The 16,465-nt window shown below is 58.1% G+C and carries 16 protein-coding genes; 4 read left to right on the top strand and 12 right to left on the bottom strand.

Annotation, left to right across the window (positions count from 1 at the left end; translation table 11 throughout):
• Positions 1-62: 62 nt before the first annotated feature.
• Together AFK24_RS19035 and AFK24_RS19030 are read right to left on the bottom strand one after the other, a co-directional pair.
• Entirely contained in the window at positions 63-719 is a 657-nt protein-coding gene (locus AFK24_RS19035; RefSeq protein ID WP_065834704.1) for a CoA transferase subunit B, read from the bottom strand.
• 71 nt (positions 720-790) lie between these two features.
• Positions 791-1,492: a CoA transferase subunit A gene (locus AFK24_RS19030; RefSeq protein WP_065834703.1), complete on the bottom strand. Its 702-nt coding sequence runs from the start codon at positions 1,490-1,492 to the stop codon at positions 791-793.
• A 127-nt stretch (positions 1,493-1,619) separates the two neighbouring features.
• Here AFK24_RS19030 and AFK24_RS19025 point away from each other — a divergent pair, with 127 nt between their 5' ends.
• The 4 genes from AFK24_RS19025 to AFK24_RS19010 all read left to right on the top strand — a co-directional run bounded on the left by AFK24_RS19025 (position 1,620) and on the right by AFK24_RS19010 (position 5,256).
• Positions 1,620-2,528 carry a LysR family transcriptional regulator gene (locus AFK24_RS19025; protein WP_065834702.1) on the top strand — a complete coding sequence of 303 codons (909 nt, stop codon included), beginning with the start codon at positions 1,620-1,622 and terminating at the stop codon, positions 2,526-2,528.
• A gap of 121 nt (positions 2,529-2,649) precedes the next feature.
• Positions 2,650-4,020 carry a gluconate:H+ symporter gene (locus AFK24_RS19020; protein ID WP_065834701.1) on the top strand — a complete coding sequence of 457 codons (1,371 nt, stop codon included), beginning with the start codon at positions 2,650-2,652 and terminating at the stop codon, positions 4,018-4,020.
• 220 nt (positions 4,021-4,240) lie between these two features.
• Entirely contained in the window at positions 4,241-4,516 is a 276-nt protein-coding gene (locus AFK24_RS19015; protein ID WP_065834700.1) for a hypothetical protein, read from the top strand.
• A 134-nt stretch (positions 4,517-4,650) separates the two neighbouring features.
• Positions 4,651-5,256 carry a LysE family translocator gene (locus AFK24_RS19010; RefSeq protein WP_065834699.1) on the top strand — a complete coding sequence of 202 codons (606 nt, stop codon included), beginning with the start codon at positions 4,651-4,653 and terminating at the stop codon, positions 5,254-5,256.
• Positions 5,257-5,264: 8 nt separating this feature from the next.
• Here the strand turns inward: AFK24_RS19010 and ssuE are convergent, their stop codons facing one another.
• From ssuE to AFK24_RS18960, 10 genes are all read right to left on the bottom strand, one after another.
• Positions 5,265-5,846: an NADPH-dependent FMN reductase gene (ssuE, locus tag AFK24_RS19005; RefSeq protein WP_065834698.1), complete on the bottom strand. Its 582-nt coding sequence runs from the start codon at positions 5,844-5,846 to the stop codon at positions 5,265-5,267.
• Positions 5,847-6,118: 272 nt separating this feature from the next.
• Positions 6,119-7,207 (bottom strand): polysaccharide biosynthesis/export family protein, encoded by a 1,089-nt coding sequence (locus AFK24_RS19000; protein ID WP_065834697.1) that lies wholly within the window; start codon positions 7,205-7,207, stop codon positions 6,119-6,121.
• A 155-nt stretch (positions 7,208-7,362) separates the two neighbouring features.
• Positions 7,363-8,775 carry an undecaprenyl-phosphate glucose phosphotransferase gene (locus AFK24_RS18995; RefSeq protein WP_065834696.1) on the bottom strand — a complete coding sequence of 471 codons (1,413 nt, stop codon included), beginning with the start codon at positions 8,773-8,775 and terminating at the stop codon, positions 7,363-7,365.
• A 13-nt stretch (positions 8,776-8,788) separates the two neighbouring features.
• Positions 8,789-10,006, bottom strand: coding sequence for a glycosyltransferase family 4 protein (locus tag AFK24_RS18990; RefSeq protein ID WP_065834695.1), 1,218 nt, complete (start codon positions 10,004-10,006; stop codon positions 8,789-8,791).
• A 138-nt stretch (positions 10,007-10,144) separates the two neighbouring features.
• Complete coding sequence (locus AFK24_RS18985) at positions 10,145-11,263, bottom strand: glycosyltransferase family 4 protein (protein ID WP_065834694.1); 1,119 nt, start codon at positions 11,261-11,263, stop codon at positions 10,145-10,147.
• A gap of 124 nt (positions 11,264-11,387) precedes the next feature.
• A complete protein-coding gene (locus AFK24_RS18980) occupies positions 11,388-12,698 on the bottom strand; it encodes a hypothetical protein (RefSeq protein WP_065834693.1) in 1,311 nt (436 codons plus the stop codon).
• Positions 12,699-12,777: 79 nt separating this feature from the next.
• Positions 12,778-14,040 carry a glycosyltransferase family 4 protein gene (locus tag AFK24_RS18975; protein ID WP_065834692.1) on the bottom strand — a complete coding sequence of 421 codons (1,263 nt, stop codon included), beginning with the start codon at positions 14,038-14,040 and terminating at the stop codon, positions 12,778-12,780.
• The gene (locus AFK24_RS18970) at positions 14,037-15,038 is read right to left on the bottom strand and encodes a glycosyltransferase (protein ID WP_065834691.1); all 1,002 of its coding nucleotides are present in this window, start codon (positions 15,036-15,038) and stop codon (positions 14,037-14,039) included. The genes AFK24_RS18975 and AFK24_RS18970 overlap by 4 nt, the downstream gene beginning before the upstream one ends.
• Positions 15,039-15,122: 84 nt before the next feature.
• Entirely contained in the window at positions 15,123-15,638 is a 516-nt protein-coding gene (rfaH, locus tag AFK24_RS18965; protein ID WP_065834690.1) for a transcription/translation regulatory transformer protein RfaH, read from the bottom strand.
• Positions 15,639-15,642: 4 nt separating this feature from the next.
• The gene (locus AFK24_RS18960) at positions 15,643-16,443 is read right to left on the bottom strand and encodes a WbqC family protein (RefSeq protein ID WP_240500415.1); all 801 of its coding nucleotides are present in this window, start codon (positions 16,441-16,443) and stop codon (positions 15,643-15,645) included.
• Positions 16,444-16,465: the final 22 nt, after the last annotated feature.

The raw sequence follows: 16,465 nt of genomic DNA, 5'->3' as shown, positions 1-16,465 counted from the left end.
GCTGACATATCGCTATCGCGAGCAAGCTCGCTCCTACAGGTCAAAACTAGTATTGCGGTCGCTTAAAACGTCATTTCCACGACATCATCCGGAACAATCAACTTGCCAGCGGTCTTGGCGATGATTTCTTCAACGCTGACCCCCGGCGCACGTTCGCGCAGGATGAACGCGCCGTTTTCGATTTCCAGGTAAGCCAGGTCGGTCAGCACCTTGCGAATGCAGCCAGCGCCGGTCAGCGGCAGGCTGCAACGGCCCAACAGCTTGGACTCGCCGTCCTTTGACGCGTGGGTCATGGTGACGATGATGTTGTCGGCGCCAGCCACCAGATCCATGGCGCCGCCCATGCCTTTGACCAGTTTGCCGGGAATCATCCACGAGGCGATGTTGCCTTCCACGTCAACTTCGAAAGCGCCCAGGACGGTGAGGTCCACGTGGCCGCCGCGGATCATGGCGAAGGATTGCGACGAGTCAAAAATCGATGCGCCGATACGTGCGGTCACCGTTTGCTTGCCGGCATTGATCATGTCGGCATCGATGGTTTCTTCGGTTGGAAAAGCGCCCATGCCCAGCAGGCCGTTTTCCGATTGCAGCATTACGTCGATATCGTCAGGCACGTAGTTGGCGACCAGGGTCGGAATGCCGATGCCCAGGTTCACGTAATAGCCATCTTTGAGTTCGCGTGCGACGCGTTGAGCCATTTGTTCGCGGGAAAGTGCCATGGTCTGAAATCTCTTTGTTGTTTTATCGCAGCCTGCACAAGCAAGCGCCGGAAGAACGCAAAGCGATGGCGTCAGGCTTTGCGTACGGTGCGCTGTTCGATGCGCTTCTCGAAAGTCCCCTGGATCACCCGATTGACGTAGATGCCAGGCGTATGGATTTCGGAAGGCAGCAGCACGCCCGGCTCGACGATTTCTTCAACCTCGACCACGGTAATCCTGCCTGCGGTGGCGACCACCGGGTTGAAGTTCTGTGCGGTGTGGCGATAGACCACGTTGCCGAAGTGATCGGCTTTCCAGCCTTTGACGATAGCGAAGTCGCCAGTGATTGCCTCTTCAAGAATCACATTGCGGCCATTGAACTGACGGGTTTCCTTGCCTTCGGCCACCGGTGTGCCGTACCCGGTTGCAGTGTAGAAAGCGGGAATGCCGGCGCCGCCGGCGCGCATTTTCTCAGCCAGGGTGCCTTGGGGAGTGAGTTCGACTTCCAGTTCGCCGCTGAGCAACTGGCGCTCGAACAGGGCGTTTTCACCCACGTAGGAGGCGATCATCTTCCGGATCTGCCGGTCTTCGAGCAGGATGCCCAGGCCAAAGCCATCGACGCCGCAGTTGTTGGAAACAACGGTCAGGCCTCGGACGCCCATGCGTTTGATTTCTGCGATGAGGTTTTCCGGGATGCCGCACAAGCCAAATCCACCGGAAAGCACTGTCATGTTGTCGGTCAGCCCAGCGAGGGCTTCTTGATAAGTCGCAACTCGTTTGTCGAGTCCAGCCATGATTGATCCGCCTTTTATAGTTGTTACCGACTGCCTGGGCGTCGGAGGAGCGTTCGCTGCATCTTCTCTCGGGACCAATGATTTGTTAATTTTGTTTTTCTGATGGATTAATAAAGAAAACAAATATATGAACGTGAAGCAGCTTCGAGCTTTTCTGGCCGTGGCGCAGCATCTGAGCTTCGCCCAGGCGGGGGAACGGCTGCACCTTTCGCAACCGGCCCTGAGCCTGACCATCAAGAGTCTAGAAGAGGATTTGGGTGGGCAGCTGCTCAGTCGCACCACGCGCAGCGTCAGCCTCACGCCGGAGGGCGAAACGTTGTTGCCGCTGGCGCGGCAGTTGCTGGCCGATTGGGATAACGCCGAAGAGCTGCTGCGTCAGCGCTTTACCTTGCAACTGGGCAGGGTGTCGGTGGCGGCGATGCCTTCTTTTGCGGGCAACCTGCTTCCCGGCGCGCTCAAGGTGTTTCGCAGCCGCTACCCACGGGTAAACGTGGCGGTGCATGACCTGATCAACGAAGAAGTGCTGGAGATGGTTCGTCATCGGCGGGTGGAGCTGGGCATCGGCTTCGAGCCCGAGGCGGGCAACTCGCTGGTGTTCACGCCGTTCTATACCGACCGCTTCGTCGCCGTAGTACCGCTGGATTCGCCCCTCGCCCAACGCGCCGAGCTGAGCTGGGAGGAGTTGTTGAAAGAAGACTTCATTGCCCTGCAACGGCCTTCCGCCGTGCGTCTGCTGCTGGAGCAGAGTCTGGAAGCGCAGCACGGAAAATTGTCGGTGGCGTTCGAAAGTCATCAATTGTCGACGGTCGGACGCATGGTGGCCAACGGGCTCGGGGTCAGCGCTGTACCGTCGTTGTGCATTCAGCAGATGCAGGAATTGGGTGCGCGCTGCATTGCTCTGGTCGAACCGCGTATCGAGCGGCGCATCGGTCTGATGATGCTGGCCGATCACAAGCTATCGGCCGCTGCCCAGGCGCTTCGGGATGTCTTGATCGAATGCGCGCAGTCGCAACAGCCCCGGCTTGAAGCGCTCTAGAGCAAGGGTCGGCTGGCAAAACTGTCACAAAATTCACATTGGTCCCAAGGGCCTTCCGGTATCGTGCAGCAAAATTACAACTAAATGTTTCTGCCGAAACCCGTGAAAAGGAGTCAACCCTTTGGATGCGTCTTCAGCCGCCTGGCTTGTGCATGACACCCGTATGATTATCTGTTGCCTGATTGCCATCGCCACAATCATCGTCCTGATCAGCGCCACCAAACTTCCGCCTTTCCTGTCAATTCTGATCGGGACGTTCATTGCCGGCGTCGGTGCCGGTTTGCCTCCAGAAGAAGTGGCCAAGGCGTTTAGCAAAGGCGCTGGCGCGATTCTGGGCGAGGCGGGTTTGATCATCGCGTTGGGGGCAATGCTCGGGGCGTTGATGGCCGAATCCGGCGCGGCGGATCGTATCGCCACCACGTTACTGGGGTTCGGCAAGGGTCGCGCGCTGCCGTGGGTCATGGCGCTGGTGGCCATGGTGATTGGCCTGCCGCTGTTTTTCGAAGTCGGCCTGGTGTTAATGGTGCCGATCATTTTCGTGATGGCCCGGCGTTCCGATCAGCCGTTGTTGAAAATCGCCATTCCGGCACTGGCGGGCATGACTACCTTGCATGCCCTGATGCCGCCGCATCCTGGACCGCTGATTGCAGTCAGTGCGTTGCATGCCGATCTGGGCCTGACCATGTTGCTGGGATTCTGCATCGCGGTTCCGGCGGTGATACTGGCTGGCCCGCTGTACGGCAACTGGCTGTCCAAACGCCTTGATGTCAAAGAGCCCGCTGAACTGGGGGAATTGTTTTCAGCCAAGCTAACGGCCAAGCGCCAGCCGAGCTTCGGTGTTTCCCTGCTGATTATCCTGCTGCCAGTGATTCTGATGCTCGGTAGTACGTTGGCAAAAGTCGCCATGGACCCGCACAGCACTGCGGCGCTGACCTTGAAGTTCCTCGGTGAACCTTTGGTTGCACTCGGTCTGGCGGTGGTAGCGGCGGTGATCTGCCTGGGTTGGGCCAACGGGATTTCCCGAGAAGATGTGGGCGGCACTTTGCGTAAAAGCCTCGCGCCAATTGCGGTTTTGCTGCTAACCATTGGAGCGGGCGGCGGCCTCAAGCAAACCTTGCTGGACGCTGGCGTGAGCCAGACCATCAGCAAGGTGGCCGAAGGCGCGCACATGCCGTATTTGCTGCTCGCCTGGCTGATCGCGGTGGCGCTGCGTCAAGCCACCGGTTCGGCAACCGTGGCAACCACCACCACTGCAGGCATTCTGGCGCCGATGATGGCTGGTCTGGCTACGACGCAAAGCTCGCTGGTGGCCCTGGCGATTGGCGCCGGTTCGGTGTTCTTCTGCCATGTGAACGACGCAGGCTTCTGGATGGTGCGCGAATACTTCGGCCTCAAGCTCAAGGAGACCATTCTGGTCTGGTCCGTATTGCAGACCATTGTCTCGGTGGTTGGCCTGGTGGGGACGTTGCTGTTGTGGCAGTGGTTGACGTGAAGTTGCAACCCAGGGGCCGTTGGAGCGAGGCTTGCCCGCGATAGCATTTTTACGGGTAGCACAGAAGTGATTGGATGATCGCCTTCGCGGGCAAGCCTCGCTCCTACAGAAGCTAATTCCTCCCCCCGACAATAACGACTATCAAGAGCAGTGATTTCTGCAAGAACGGTGGCGGGCGTAGCCTTGGTTCATTCCCGAACGAGTCATATTGGAGACTCCCATGAACCGTATTCTCGCCGTTGCCCTGTTACTTTCCGTCGCTGTTGTTTCGGGTTGCTCGACCCACCACGCTGTCGAACTGCGCCCTTACACCGCGGAAGAAACCCATCAGTTGGCCCTTGAAGACCTGAACCGTCGCGGTTTGTCGTTCGACGAGTATCAAGCCAGAAAAGCCCAGTTGATGTCCGAACCTACGCTGCAAGCGGTGCGTGCTTTCGACAATCACGGTGAGATCAGCGTCGAACGCGCGGAAGTCAGCCAGGATCGTCAAGGTTGAGTCTCTATAACAGTCGCGAGCAGTCGCAGTAAATCACAGACTGTACTGCTCCAACTTTTACCCAACTGTTCGTGTGTTTTGAGCTGACGCTCCGCTAGGGTTGCTGGCCTGCCCTTAACTCCACGGATCGGTTCATGACGCTCTCTTTCGATTTACTGCTGGCCTTCGCACTGTTTGCGTTTGTCACCTCGGTTACACCCGGTCCGAACAACATGATGTTGTTGGCTTCTGGTGTGAACTTCGGCTTCAACCGTTCGATCCCGCATATCCTCGGTATCAGCTCCGGCTTTTTCAGCCTGGTGCTCGCAGTCGGCCTGGGTTTGGGCGCAGCGTTCAAGACCTACCCGTTGCTGTACACCGTATTGCGTTATGCCGGCGCCGCTTATCTGCTGTACCTGGCCTGGAAAATCGCGACCTCCGGCCCGGCTTCGGATGCAGATGGCCATGAGGGCAAACCGCAAACCTTTCTGCAAGCGGCGGCGTTTCAGTGGGTCAACCCCAAAGCCTGGGTCATGGCGGTGGGCGCGATCAGCACTTACACACCATTGCAGGGTTACTTCACCAACGTCGTGGTGATTTCTGCCATTTTCGCCTTGATCAACGCGCCGAGTGTCTGCGTCTGGGCCGGATGCGGCAGCCTGTTGCGCAACGCCCTGCGTGATCCGTTCTGGCTGCGGGTTTTCAATGGCGTGATGGCAACCTTGCTGGTGGTGTCGTTGTATCCGCTATTGGAAGGCTGAGTCGACGTTTACAACGCCAGGCGCAGATGTCCGCCAGCCTGCTTCTGTCGCGCTTGCAGGCGATGTTGCAGGCCGAGATAGAAATGCTCCAGGCCTTCATGCAACCGTTCGGTCAGTATCTCGTCCAGCTCGCCGCCCTGTTCGTTGTCGGCGTAGCTGATCTGCGTGTCGATGGCGAAAATCCCATGCAGAACTTCCTGGCATTTGAGTGCGGACAGCACCGGTTTGAGTGCGTAGTCCACGGCAAGCATGTGGGCGATGCTGCCGCCGGTTGCCAATGGCAGCACGACCTTGCCGTGCAACGAGCGCTCCGGCAGCAGATCCAGCAGGGTTTTCAGCGCCCCGGAGAACGACGCCTTGTAGACCGGTGTGCCGATCAGCAGGCCATCGGCCTTTTTAACCGCTTCGATAAAGTCGATCACTTGCGGGCTGTCGAAATGCCCGAACAGCAAATCTTCTGCGTTGAAATCACGGATGCGCAACGTGGTGACATCCACGCCATGGTTCTGTAGCCAGCGACGTGCGTGTTCAAGTACAACGCCGGAACGGGATTTGAGAGCGGGGCTGCCGGAGAGTGAAACGACTAACATGCGGTATTCCTTACTAAAGCGTCTGTGTGATAAAGCAGCATGCATGCCAGCTCTCTGAATAAACCTAACTGACTGAATTTAAAGACTTAATATCGAATTCTCAAATCTCTGGTGAATACGCGCAGTGCTGCATGGATGATTAACTGTTGAATGACTGTTGCCTGGGCAACACTTGGCGGCCTTGCTTGCCCGCCAGATCGCAGGCAAAAAAAATCCCCGCAGTCGGCATATGCGGGGATGTTCTGTAGCTCTGTTGTGTAAGTGCCGAGGAATCAGTTGCGGAACGCAGCGCCGGTCTGAATGACGTTGGCCGAGCCCAGCAGTTGACTGACGAAGCGGCTCCAGCGAGTGATGTTGGCCGGGCCTACGAACACCACATCCTGAGCGGCCAGTTCGAAGTCTTTGGCCAGAATGTAGGCGGTCGGTTTTTCGGCATTGAGGTGGTAGACAGTGGCACCGACGTTCGCCTGATTGTCGGCTCCGCGAATCACATACACCGCATCACCGTCAGCGCTGTCCGGGCTCAGGCCGCCGGCATTACCCAGGGCTTCAAGCAGTGTCACGCTGGTGGTGCCGAAGGAAATGACCTGCGGTCGCTGGACTTCGCCCATGACGTAGATCTTGTTCTTCGAGTTGCTGTTCAGGTGCAGGTAATCGCCGTTCTTGAGAAAGATTTTGCTCAGCTGCGAGTCTTTGCGGTTAAGTGCATCGACGTCGATCACGTAGTCCTTGCCATCGCGGCGCAGGGTCAGACCTGCGAGGTTGGCATCGGTCAGGTCAAGACCAGCAGTACTGATTGCCTGGACCAGACTTAACGGGATATTGGTGATCGATTGCGGGCCGGGGGATTTGAAGGAGCCGGAGAGCAATACGCGTTGGCTGTTGTAGCGCAGGACTTTGACGTCGACCTTGACCTCGGTGTACTGCGGCGACAGGCCCATGCGCAGTTGTTCGCGGATCTGCCCGACTGTTTTGCCACCTGCCTGGATTCTGCCGACATACGGGAAATAGAGCGTGCCGTCGCTCAATACTTCCCGGCTGTTGGCATCGAGTTGGTCCTGGGAACCGGGTGCGGTCAACTCTGGGTGTTCGAAGACGATCACCAACAGTGTGTCACCTGGGCCCACGATGTACTCGGGAGTCTTGTAGTTCAGCAGTTCGGTTGGCAATGCCTTGGTGGCGGCCGTTGCTTGCTGTCGCTGCTGTTTCAGCGTTAGCGGAGTTATGTTGACCAGATGGACATCCGGACCGTCCGGGTCTTTCTTTTCAACGTCACTTGGAGTCATGTGCTGCCCGGGTGCGAAAGCGCAGCCTTGCAAAATCAGACTGGAGAGCAGCACAACAGCTAGGGTTAGCTTCATATAATTCTTCCTTCCTAAAGGTGCGCTTGGCACCACAGTGATTTCATTGCTTCCCTTACCAACACCGACATTGACTTCATGTGTGATTTTGCGGATGTGCGCACCTCCCGCGGAGCTTGTAGCCCCGAGCATTGTTCTTGTGGGAATGATTGGGTTCAGAAGGCGTTCTTGTTCAGAAAGCCTTTGAACAGGGTCAACAGAATGATTTTCAGATCGAGCCACAGTGACCAGTGCTCGATGTATTCCAGATCGAATTCGACGCGCTTCTGCATCTTGTCCAGGGTGTCGGTTTCGCCGCGCCAGCCATTGATCTGCGCCCAGCCGGTAATGCCTGGCTTGACCTTGTGGCGCAGCATGTAACCGTTGACCTGCTTGCGGTATTGCTCGTTATGCGCCACCGCATGCGGGCGCGGACCGACGATGGACATGTCGCCGCGCAGCACATTGAAGAACTGGGGCAGCTCATCCAGCGATGTGCGCCGCAGAAACGCGCCCAGCGGCGTGATGCGTGAGTCGTTGCGCGTGGCCTGGCGTACCACTTCGCCGTTTTCCTGCACGCTCATGCTGCGAAATTTCCAGACCATGATCGGCTTGCCATCCAGGCCGTAGCGACGCTGGCGAAACAGCACCGGGCCGGGGGAGGTGAGCTTGATCGAAATGGCAATCAGCAGCAGCGGCAGGGCAATCATCAGCAGGATTACGCTGGACAGCAGAATGTCCTCGATGCGTTTGACCAGACTCCACGCGCCGTCCATGGGCGAGTCGAAAATGCTGATGCTGGCCAGGCCATTGATGCTCTCGCTGCGGGCGTGCAGCAGTTCGAACATGAACACGTCAGGAATCACATACACCGACGCCGTGGTATCGCTCAGGCCTTTGACCAGATCATGCAAATGCGGTTGGCCGTCGATCCCGAGGGTGATGTAAACCTTGTCGATACGGCCCTGGCGCGCATCTTCGATCAGTTGGTTCAGATCCCCCAGCACCGGAACCTGAGGCTCGATACCGTTGGCATCCAACTGCTGTGGCTGCACATCGTAGAAACCCAGCAATTGCAGGCCCATCCAGGGCGCGCCGGAAATCGATTCCGCCAGGCGCTCGCCGACGTGGCCGGTGCCGACGATGGCCACCCGACGGGTGTTGAAACCGCGCCGCCGCAAACCATGCAGGACGCTGCGAATCAACAGCCGATAGCCGCAGAGCACCGCCAGGACCGAGGCGAACCAGGTCATCTGACTGTCATCCGGCAGTTGCGCATGGTTGAGCAGCAGGTAATCCACGGACAGCAGGATGACGAAGGTCAGCCCCCAATAATTGAACACCTTGGTCAGCTCACGAAGGATGCGTTCGCCGCGCCACGAGCCGTACATCTGGTGAAATTCGCTGAGCCAGTGGAAGACCAGCACCGCCAGCAGGATCTGCAGCCAGGCTTCGGCGCTGGATACCGACGGATCCTGCTGGCTTTGCCAGTAACCGCCAAGCACGATCACTGTCAGATCCAGCAGGCGATGGGCAACCGACAACAGGGATTGATGCGCATGAAGAATGCCGCGAACTTGCGTACGCATAGACGTTGCTCGCTCAGACAGATTTGATCGGGACGACACGTGCACTCAGGTCGCTGTTGACCAGGATCGGGGTGGCTTGCGGCATGCGGTATTGCGCCGGTTGACGTGCCAGACGTGCGGCGGCCAGGCGGCTTTCGACGAAATATTTGATCTCTTCCTCGAAACGCTCGCAGGAAAAACGTTCGGCGTTCTCCCGGCAGGCCTGGACGGTGATCCGCGACTGCGCGGCTTCGAACTCGCCCACGGCGGCAACCACGGCAGCCATGGTTTGCTGATGAAAAAACACGCCGGTCGGTTGCGGATGATCCAGACCGCAGACGGTTTCCAGAGCGCCACCCTTGGCGAACGCGATCACTGGCGTGCCACAGGCCTGGGCCTCCACGGGGCTGATGCCAAAGTCTTCTTCGGCAGCGAAGACAAAGGCCTTGGCGTTGCGCATGTGCTCCAGTAATACCGCGAATGGCTGATACCCGAGCAGCGTGACGTTGGGTGCGTTAATGGCTTTGGCTCTGGCCATTTCCGGGCCGTCGCCGATCACGATCAGGCGCTTGTCCGGCATGGCCGCGAACGCCTCGATGATCATCGGCATGCGTTTGTAGGGGACCATGCGCGACGCGGTGAAATAATAGTCCTGCTTAATGTCCTGGGGCGTGAAATTGACGGTATCCACCGGTGGGTAAATCACCGTTGAGTCGCGACGATAGGCCTTGGAAATCCGCCCGCCGATGAAGTACGAATTGGCAATGAAGTCGTCCACGCCAGCTGACGTGCGTTGGTCCCACATGCGGATGTAGTGCAGGACCATGCGTGCCAGTTTGCTCTTGAAGCCGGTGCTCATTCCGGACTCCAGCAGATATTGATGTTGCAGGTCCCAGGCATAGCGAATGGGCGAATGCACGTAGCTGATGTGCAATTGATCAGGGCCGCTGAGCACGCCTTTTGCCACGGCGTGGCTGCTGCTGATGATCAAGTCGTAGCCCGACAGGTCCAGCTGTTCGATAGCCAGCGGCATCAGGGGCAGGTAGCGTTGATAGTGCGTCCTGGCTTTGGGCAGGCGTTGGATAAAAGTGGTTTTGGCGACCTTGCCGCCAAGATGGGCGCGATCCTGGTCGCTGAGAAAGTCAATCACGGAAAACAGATCGGCCTCGGGCCAGACGTTCAGCAGCGACGCCAGTACGCGCTCGGCACCGGCGTAAGTCACCAGCCAGTCGTGGACTATAGCTATTCTCATTGGGTTTCCCTTCTATTGGCACATGCTCCACTTCAGACGCGGGCAGGCTGCGTCTCGGCGTGTCGTTGTTGAGTTGTTTGCCCTGGTGAGCCAGGCGTTATCCATGCAGTGAAAGCACTGACCGTTTCCCTCGGCGCCTCAAGACTTGCCTGAAGAAGAGTCTGTGACCGCCCCTCGAGATGTCGGCGCGGAAGTGGATTGCGCGTTGATCAGCGCGTCGATGCGTTGCGATACCCGGCGTGCTGATTCCTCCCAGGAAAAGCGCCGGACGTTGGTCAAACCACGACGCCGCAAGGATTGCCGCAGGGGCAGGTCGGTCAGAATGCGCTCCATGGCCGCGGCCATGTGGCTGACGTCCAGCGGGTCGAAGTACAACGCGCTGGCTTGCAGCACTTCCGGAATCGACGCGGCGTTGGCGGCCAATACCGGGCAACCGCAGGCCTGGGCCTCAAGGGGCGGAATGCCGAACCCTTCATACAGCGAGGGGAAGACGAAAGCTGTTGCGCCCTGATACTGCGCAATCAGTTCAGCGTCGTTGAGTCGTCCCAGAAAGCGGATACGCGGATCGCGGCTGGCCAGACGTTGCAGGTTGGGGTCAGCGAAAACATCGTTACCGCCACCGACGATATGCAGTTGAATGTTCTCCTGACCGCGCAGGCTCAGGAACGCCTGGATCATGCGGTTGAAGTTTTTGTGGGCGCTGGGCGAAGAAACCGCCAGCAGGTATTCAGGTTGATCGACAGCAGAATGTGCCGGTACGAACGCGTCGCTGACCGCCGCCGGGATGACGTAGATCCGGTTTTCCGGGAAGCCATAAAAGCTTGCAATCTCGCCCTTGGAAAACTGGCTCACGGTCATCAGCGCCTTGAGCCGGGACAGCAGCACCGGGGTGAGGGTGCGGTAAGCGGTGCGAAACGCTCGGGAATAACTTTGTGGGTAGCGTATGTAATTGATGTCCAGATGGGTTGCTATCTGATTGCTGTACCAGATCGGCGCGGTACTGGTCAGCGAGACCAATAACGGGTTGCCATGGCGGTACAGGTACAGCGGCAAATCCAGTTGTTCCCACAGGTGGCCGCTGTTGCGACCGATGCATTGTACGTTCAGCGCTTTCGCGCTTTCGTGCAATTTGATGTCGTGGGGAGCGACGAAAACCACATCGTCTCGCAGCTGTTTGAGGGCCAGGCAGGTCTGCTCGGCGAAACGCTGCACTCCGCGTATTTCCTGGGTCAGAAAACGGGCATTGATCACAATCATTGGGGCGCGACCTGAAAAGAGAATTGGGTCGATTGACTGGTTCGCGCAAGCAGGCCTTGACCGATGGGCTGCTCGCACTGCGCGATACCTGGGCGCTGTGCGCCGTAGTTATTGGACTAATAACTCATTGGGCAAACAGCGGTGGCTTACTGCCCAGACTGATGATTTTCGGAAATTCGTCGATGGGCACCTGGGCCGAACAGCGGCTGTCGTTGCAATCCCAGGCAATGCCGGTATCGATCAACCCTTTACCCGGCTTGCCACTGTCAATCAGCAGGACGTTGCCGCGCTGTACGCTGCTTGCCTCGACCCGAATCAAGCGCGGTTCACCGGTTGTCCAGGCCACCAGCGCCTGCTCCGAGCCTTTGGCAAAGCGCAGCAGATAGGTTGAATCCAGCTCGCGGCTTTTTTCGGCGTCGTAGCGGTAATCATGCAGAATCGGGCTGATTGCCTTGAGGGTCAGGTATGACGGCTTCAACGACAGATCCTGTTTGAGCAGACCGAAGTTCTGCTCCGGATCATTGATGTCATTGCCATCGTTGAACAAGTCGTACCACCACAGCCCTTTGATATCCGGCAGCGTCTGGGCGAGGAAGAAACTGCGCGCCAGGTAGGCGGCCTGGGTCTGTTCGCTCAAGCCGCATTTACCGGTGTTGCTGGGCCAGCCCATCTCGGTCAGATACAAGGGCACCGGCCGCGAAGCCAAGGCCCTGAGATCAGCGTCCACCCAGCGCAGCCAGGCGATCCAGCGTTCCGGGGTATGTCGCTCCTCATGCCGGCAATGCACATAAGGATGCAGCGAAAGACCGTCCGCTTGGTTGAGTACGCCGGCCTCCACCAGTCGGTCGGCGAAACCCAGATCCATGCCCAGGCTGGTCACCGCGCCGGCAAGAATCGTCACCGGTTTTTTCTGCTGACGGATGCGCTGCGCGGTTTCTTCCACCAGGTTGCTGTAGTCCCTGGCGAAACCCGGATCCACGGGGTTTTCTTTATCCCACTCATTCCAGATTTCGTAAAAGTCCACGCTGTCGGCCAGTTCACGGGTCACGAATGACACGTAGTTGCCAAAACCTTCCTTGACCAGTGGAGTACGAGGCTTGGCGTAGTTGCCGTAATAGGTATTGCCGTAACCCAACACCAGCAAGGGACGCAATCGATGCTCCTGGGCCTTGCTCAAATAGGCTTGCCAGGCCGGGTCAATACGCAACATGCCGCGTCGGGGTTCGGCGGTCGACCAGTAAGCATCATCGCGTACCGAATCGACTCCGGCTTCTTCGAGCAGTTGCAGTGCCTTGGCCGACGAACTGCTTTTGTTCATCAAGTGAGTATCGACGCCGATGATGAATCGCTCATCGGCGATTGCCATACAGCTCATGAACAGGCAAATCACAAGCATCGTCAGCGGTCGCGATCGGGCGATGGGCGGCTTGGGCATATTTTGTCTCAATGAAGAGGCACGGTCCGGAGCGCTTGCTCAGGTGAGTCACGGGCCGATGGATAACACTTCCTTATGTCTAGCGATTGACCTGGCCGGGTCCGGAAACCGACGGCTCATCGTGCCGTACGATCTTGTCCAGCAGGGTCTGGGCAAAAATACTCTGGTAGCTGTCGAGCATCAGATCCATGTCCAGCAGCGAAGCAACGCTGACTCGGGCCTGGGAACTCAAGCGTGCCAGCAAAGCCGGTTGCTGGTGCAGTTTGAGCATGGCCAGCCCCAGGGAATCCGGATCGTCGGGGCTGCACAACAGACCGTTGAGCTGGTCCTGGATGATCTCTTGCAGGCCGCCCATGCGACTGGCAATCACCGGCTTTGCGTAAGCGCAGGCCTCGACGGCGACCATGCCGAACGGTTCATTCCAGATCGACGGCACGATGGCCACATCGATCTGTTTATAAAACACCTCGGGTGCTTGATAACCGACAAAACTGATACGGGGCGCCTCAGCTGCCAACGCCTTGAAACGGGCTTCGTCATCAAGTTGTCCGCGACCGGCAATTTGCAGCGTTGCGTCAAAGGGCAGCGACTGGAATTGTTCGATCAGCCAGCGCACGCCTTTAGGCTCCGAGAGGGTGCCCATGAAGCCAAAGCGCAGCGGCGCTTTCTTGGGTGCCGGGTCCGGATTTGTTTTTGCCTTCACCGGCAGGGCAGGGCAAGGGCTGGCGTTGTGGACAACAAAGCCACGGGCGTTCTTGAAGTAGCCGTTGTCCTGCAGGGTGTCGAGCATGAAGCGGCTGACGCCTACCACCGTATCGACCTGTGCCGAGCGATCATCATGGCCTTTACGAAAATGTTCGCAGCGGCTGCATTGGTTGCGGCAGCTTTCGCCGTCTTTGAACATGGTGCTGCTCGGGCAGAGCAGATACAGATCGTGCAACACCTGCACGATCGGTTTGCCGGCGGCGGTGATTTCATCCCATGCCGACACTGACCAGCCGGTGAGGTTGTGACAGACCACCAGGTCGGGCTTCTCGATCTTGATCACTCGCCTTACGTATTCGCGCATGCCGCCGTTATACCGATCGCGAAGATGCCAGCCCAACCGCGCCAGTTTCCCAGGGCGCTGATCCCTGAAATGCCAATAGAAGTTGCGCAGTCCGGCGCGATACACCCTGACTTGATTGATCATCTCCTCCTTGAGGCCGGACTCGGCTCCGGTCGCCAGTACCGCGACCTTATAGCCCCGCTTGTACAGGCCTTCGACGGTGCGTTGCAGGATGATCTCTGCTCCGCCACCGATATTGGGTGCGTAAAGGCTAGAGATGAATAACAACTTCATAGGGGATAGGAGCGGTTCAGGCCCAGCACGCCTGCCTCGCCATCCTGAATGGCCTTTTCGATCAGGTTGAGGCGTTGTTCTGCACCACGGCGTTTGGCGATCAGGCGTAACAGGCGGAAGAACATCCAGCGGTTGAGGCTGTACAGCACCGACGATGAAGCCCAGATGTTTTTGTCGAACCAGGCCTGGTTGCGGGCTCCGTAATAAGCCCTGAGGTCCGAGCCGCCAAGCAGGAAACTCTCGTAAATATTGCTGGTGCGCGCTTTGATGTTCCATGAATCTTCAAGGTCGTCGAGCAGCGCGTCGGGCACCAGGAAGATGCGTCCGCCACCGGCGGTGATCCGCCAGGTGTATTCACTGTCATCGGCATACAGCATCAAGGCATCAAGGGGCAGGCCGATGCGCTGATAAAGGCTGCGATGGGCAAGCAGGCCGCCGTAGGTGGCGAAGGGCAATTGCACCATCGGGATCTTGTCTTGCTTGCGCTGGGGATGCACCCAGGGGCGACGGCGCCAAAGCTTGTAGGGCAGTTGCGCAATGTGAAAACCGAAGAAGCTGGAGCGGCGCTGAATGGCGAAACGACCGGGCACCCCGGCGGCAATGTCGGCCTGATGCGTTGGGCGAAAACCGAGCACCGCTGACTTGTCGCGGCCATCGATTTCTTCCAGCTGACGCAGGCATGTGTGCAAAGTCGCGATGGCGTTGTGAGTCGGTGCGTTATCGTCGTCCATCAGCCAGATATATTCGGCACCGGCATCCAGTGCGGCCTTGATGCCCACCGAATAACCTTTGGCTGAACCGGTGTTGTTATCCAGATAGATGATGTCGACCTGGCCGGGCCAGGTAGTGCGCAGGTTTTCCAGCGGGGCAACCGACGCGTTGCTGACGATGATCACACGGTCAATCAACGGGCTTTCCAGCGAGCGGCTGACAAGGGTGTGCAAATAGTTGAAACGGTCACCGTAGGTGAGCGTCACCAATGTCGTGAGTTGAGTCATGCTGAGGTTCCGTCCGGAATAGAGATGAAGGTAGTGCCGCAACCCCGGTGCGCGTGAATAACCGGGGCTTGGCGAAACGTTGCCTTAGACCCTGGCTTCCATCCGCAACAGACTGCTCATCGGCAACACCACTTTCTGTTCCCGTTGCAGCAGGTTAAGCAGGATCACGGCACGCTCGGCGCCATCAGCAGCAAGGAAAATCGCCTCGATATCACACAGTTCACCGGCCTTGATCATCACGCGCTCGCCTTGTCGGAAATCGACTTTGGCGACGGGTTCATGCAAGCGTTGGCGGATCTGTTCGATGAGTTCATCCTGGACCGGAACCGGATGACCGCCGAAGGTGACGATGCGCGCCACGCCACGGGTCGAACGAATCGGGTACCAGTTGTCATGCACCTGATCCATGCGGATGAACAGATAGCCCGGGAACAACTCTTCTTCGCTCGCCACTTTCGGCGTGCGCTTTTTCGGCTCGCCTGCCTTCAGCGGCCGATAGCATTCGAAGCTCTGCCGCTGCAAATGCTCTTCTGCGCGCGCCTCCTGACGCGGCTTGGTCTGGATCAGGTACCAACGGGCGGGGCTATTGAATTGAGACATACATTCACTCCACTGCGGTGCGTGTGAACGAGGGCTTTGTGGCGTCCTGCTGGCTGACGAGTTCGGCCAGCAGGTCCTCTTGATTCCCACCGGCGCCATCGCTGACGGTGAAGCAGGCGAGCATGGCCTGGACCTGTTCGACGCAGTTGAACATCAGCACGTCGATGATCGACAGATTGGGTACGAACGGCTTGCCGAGTTGCCGGTAGACCACTTCATCCATTTTGAAAAAGCGCACCAGCAGACCATTCCTGGCGAACAGGTCGCGGTCGTACAGTTCGGCACCACCGATGGGATTGAGAAAGGTCGTGGCGGCAAAGGTGTGGGCGATGTTGATCACCCGGTCCTGCTTGTCGGTGCACGAGTTCAGCTTCAGGTCCGAGCCACGCAGAATCGGCGTCACGATGTGCAGATACGCGCACAGTTCGCGGATGACGTGCTCGGCGTACAGCGCGAGATTCTGCTGCGGGAAGCGGATCAGGCGCGTCACCAAAGGCATGACCTGTTCGAAGTACGGCGCCTTGCGGTAGTTCTGGGTAATGATGTTGATCAGGCGTTCGGCTTCGTCGCTGAAGGTGTCGATGAACTGGCGCTGCATGATCGGCAGCTCGAAGCGATCCTTTTTCAGCGGGAAGGTAATCAGCTTCGCCTCGCCGTTGTTCAGAATGCGGTTTCGATTGACCCAGCCGGAACGGATATATTGCAGATCGTCTCCCAGGACGAAGACATCTGCTGCTGCGATCAATTGAAAATAGCCCAGGTAGGGGAAGAGGTATGGCTGCATCATTGCTATGGTCCTGGCCATGCGTAACTCCTTAAGTGTGTTG

The organism is Pseudomonas syringae (genome assembly GCF_001698815.1).
Taxonomy (GTDB): domain Bacteria; phylum Pseudomonadota; class Gammaproteobacteria; order Pseudomonadales; family Pseudomonadaceae; genus Aquipseudomonas; species Aquipseudomonas syringae_A.
This window is presented reverse-complemented; position numbering and strand designations above follow the sequence as displayed.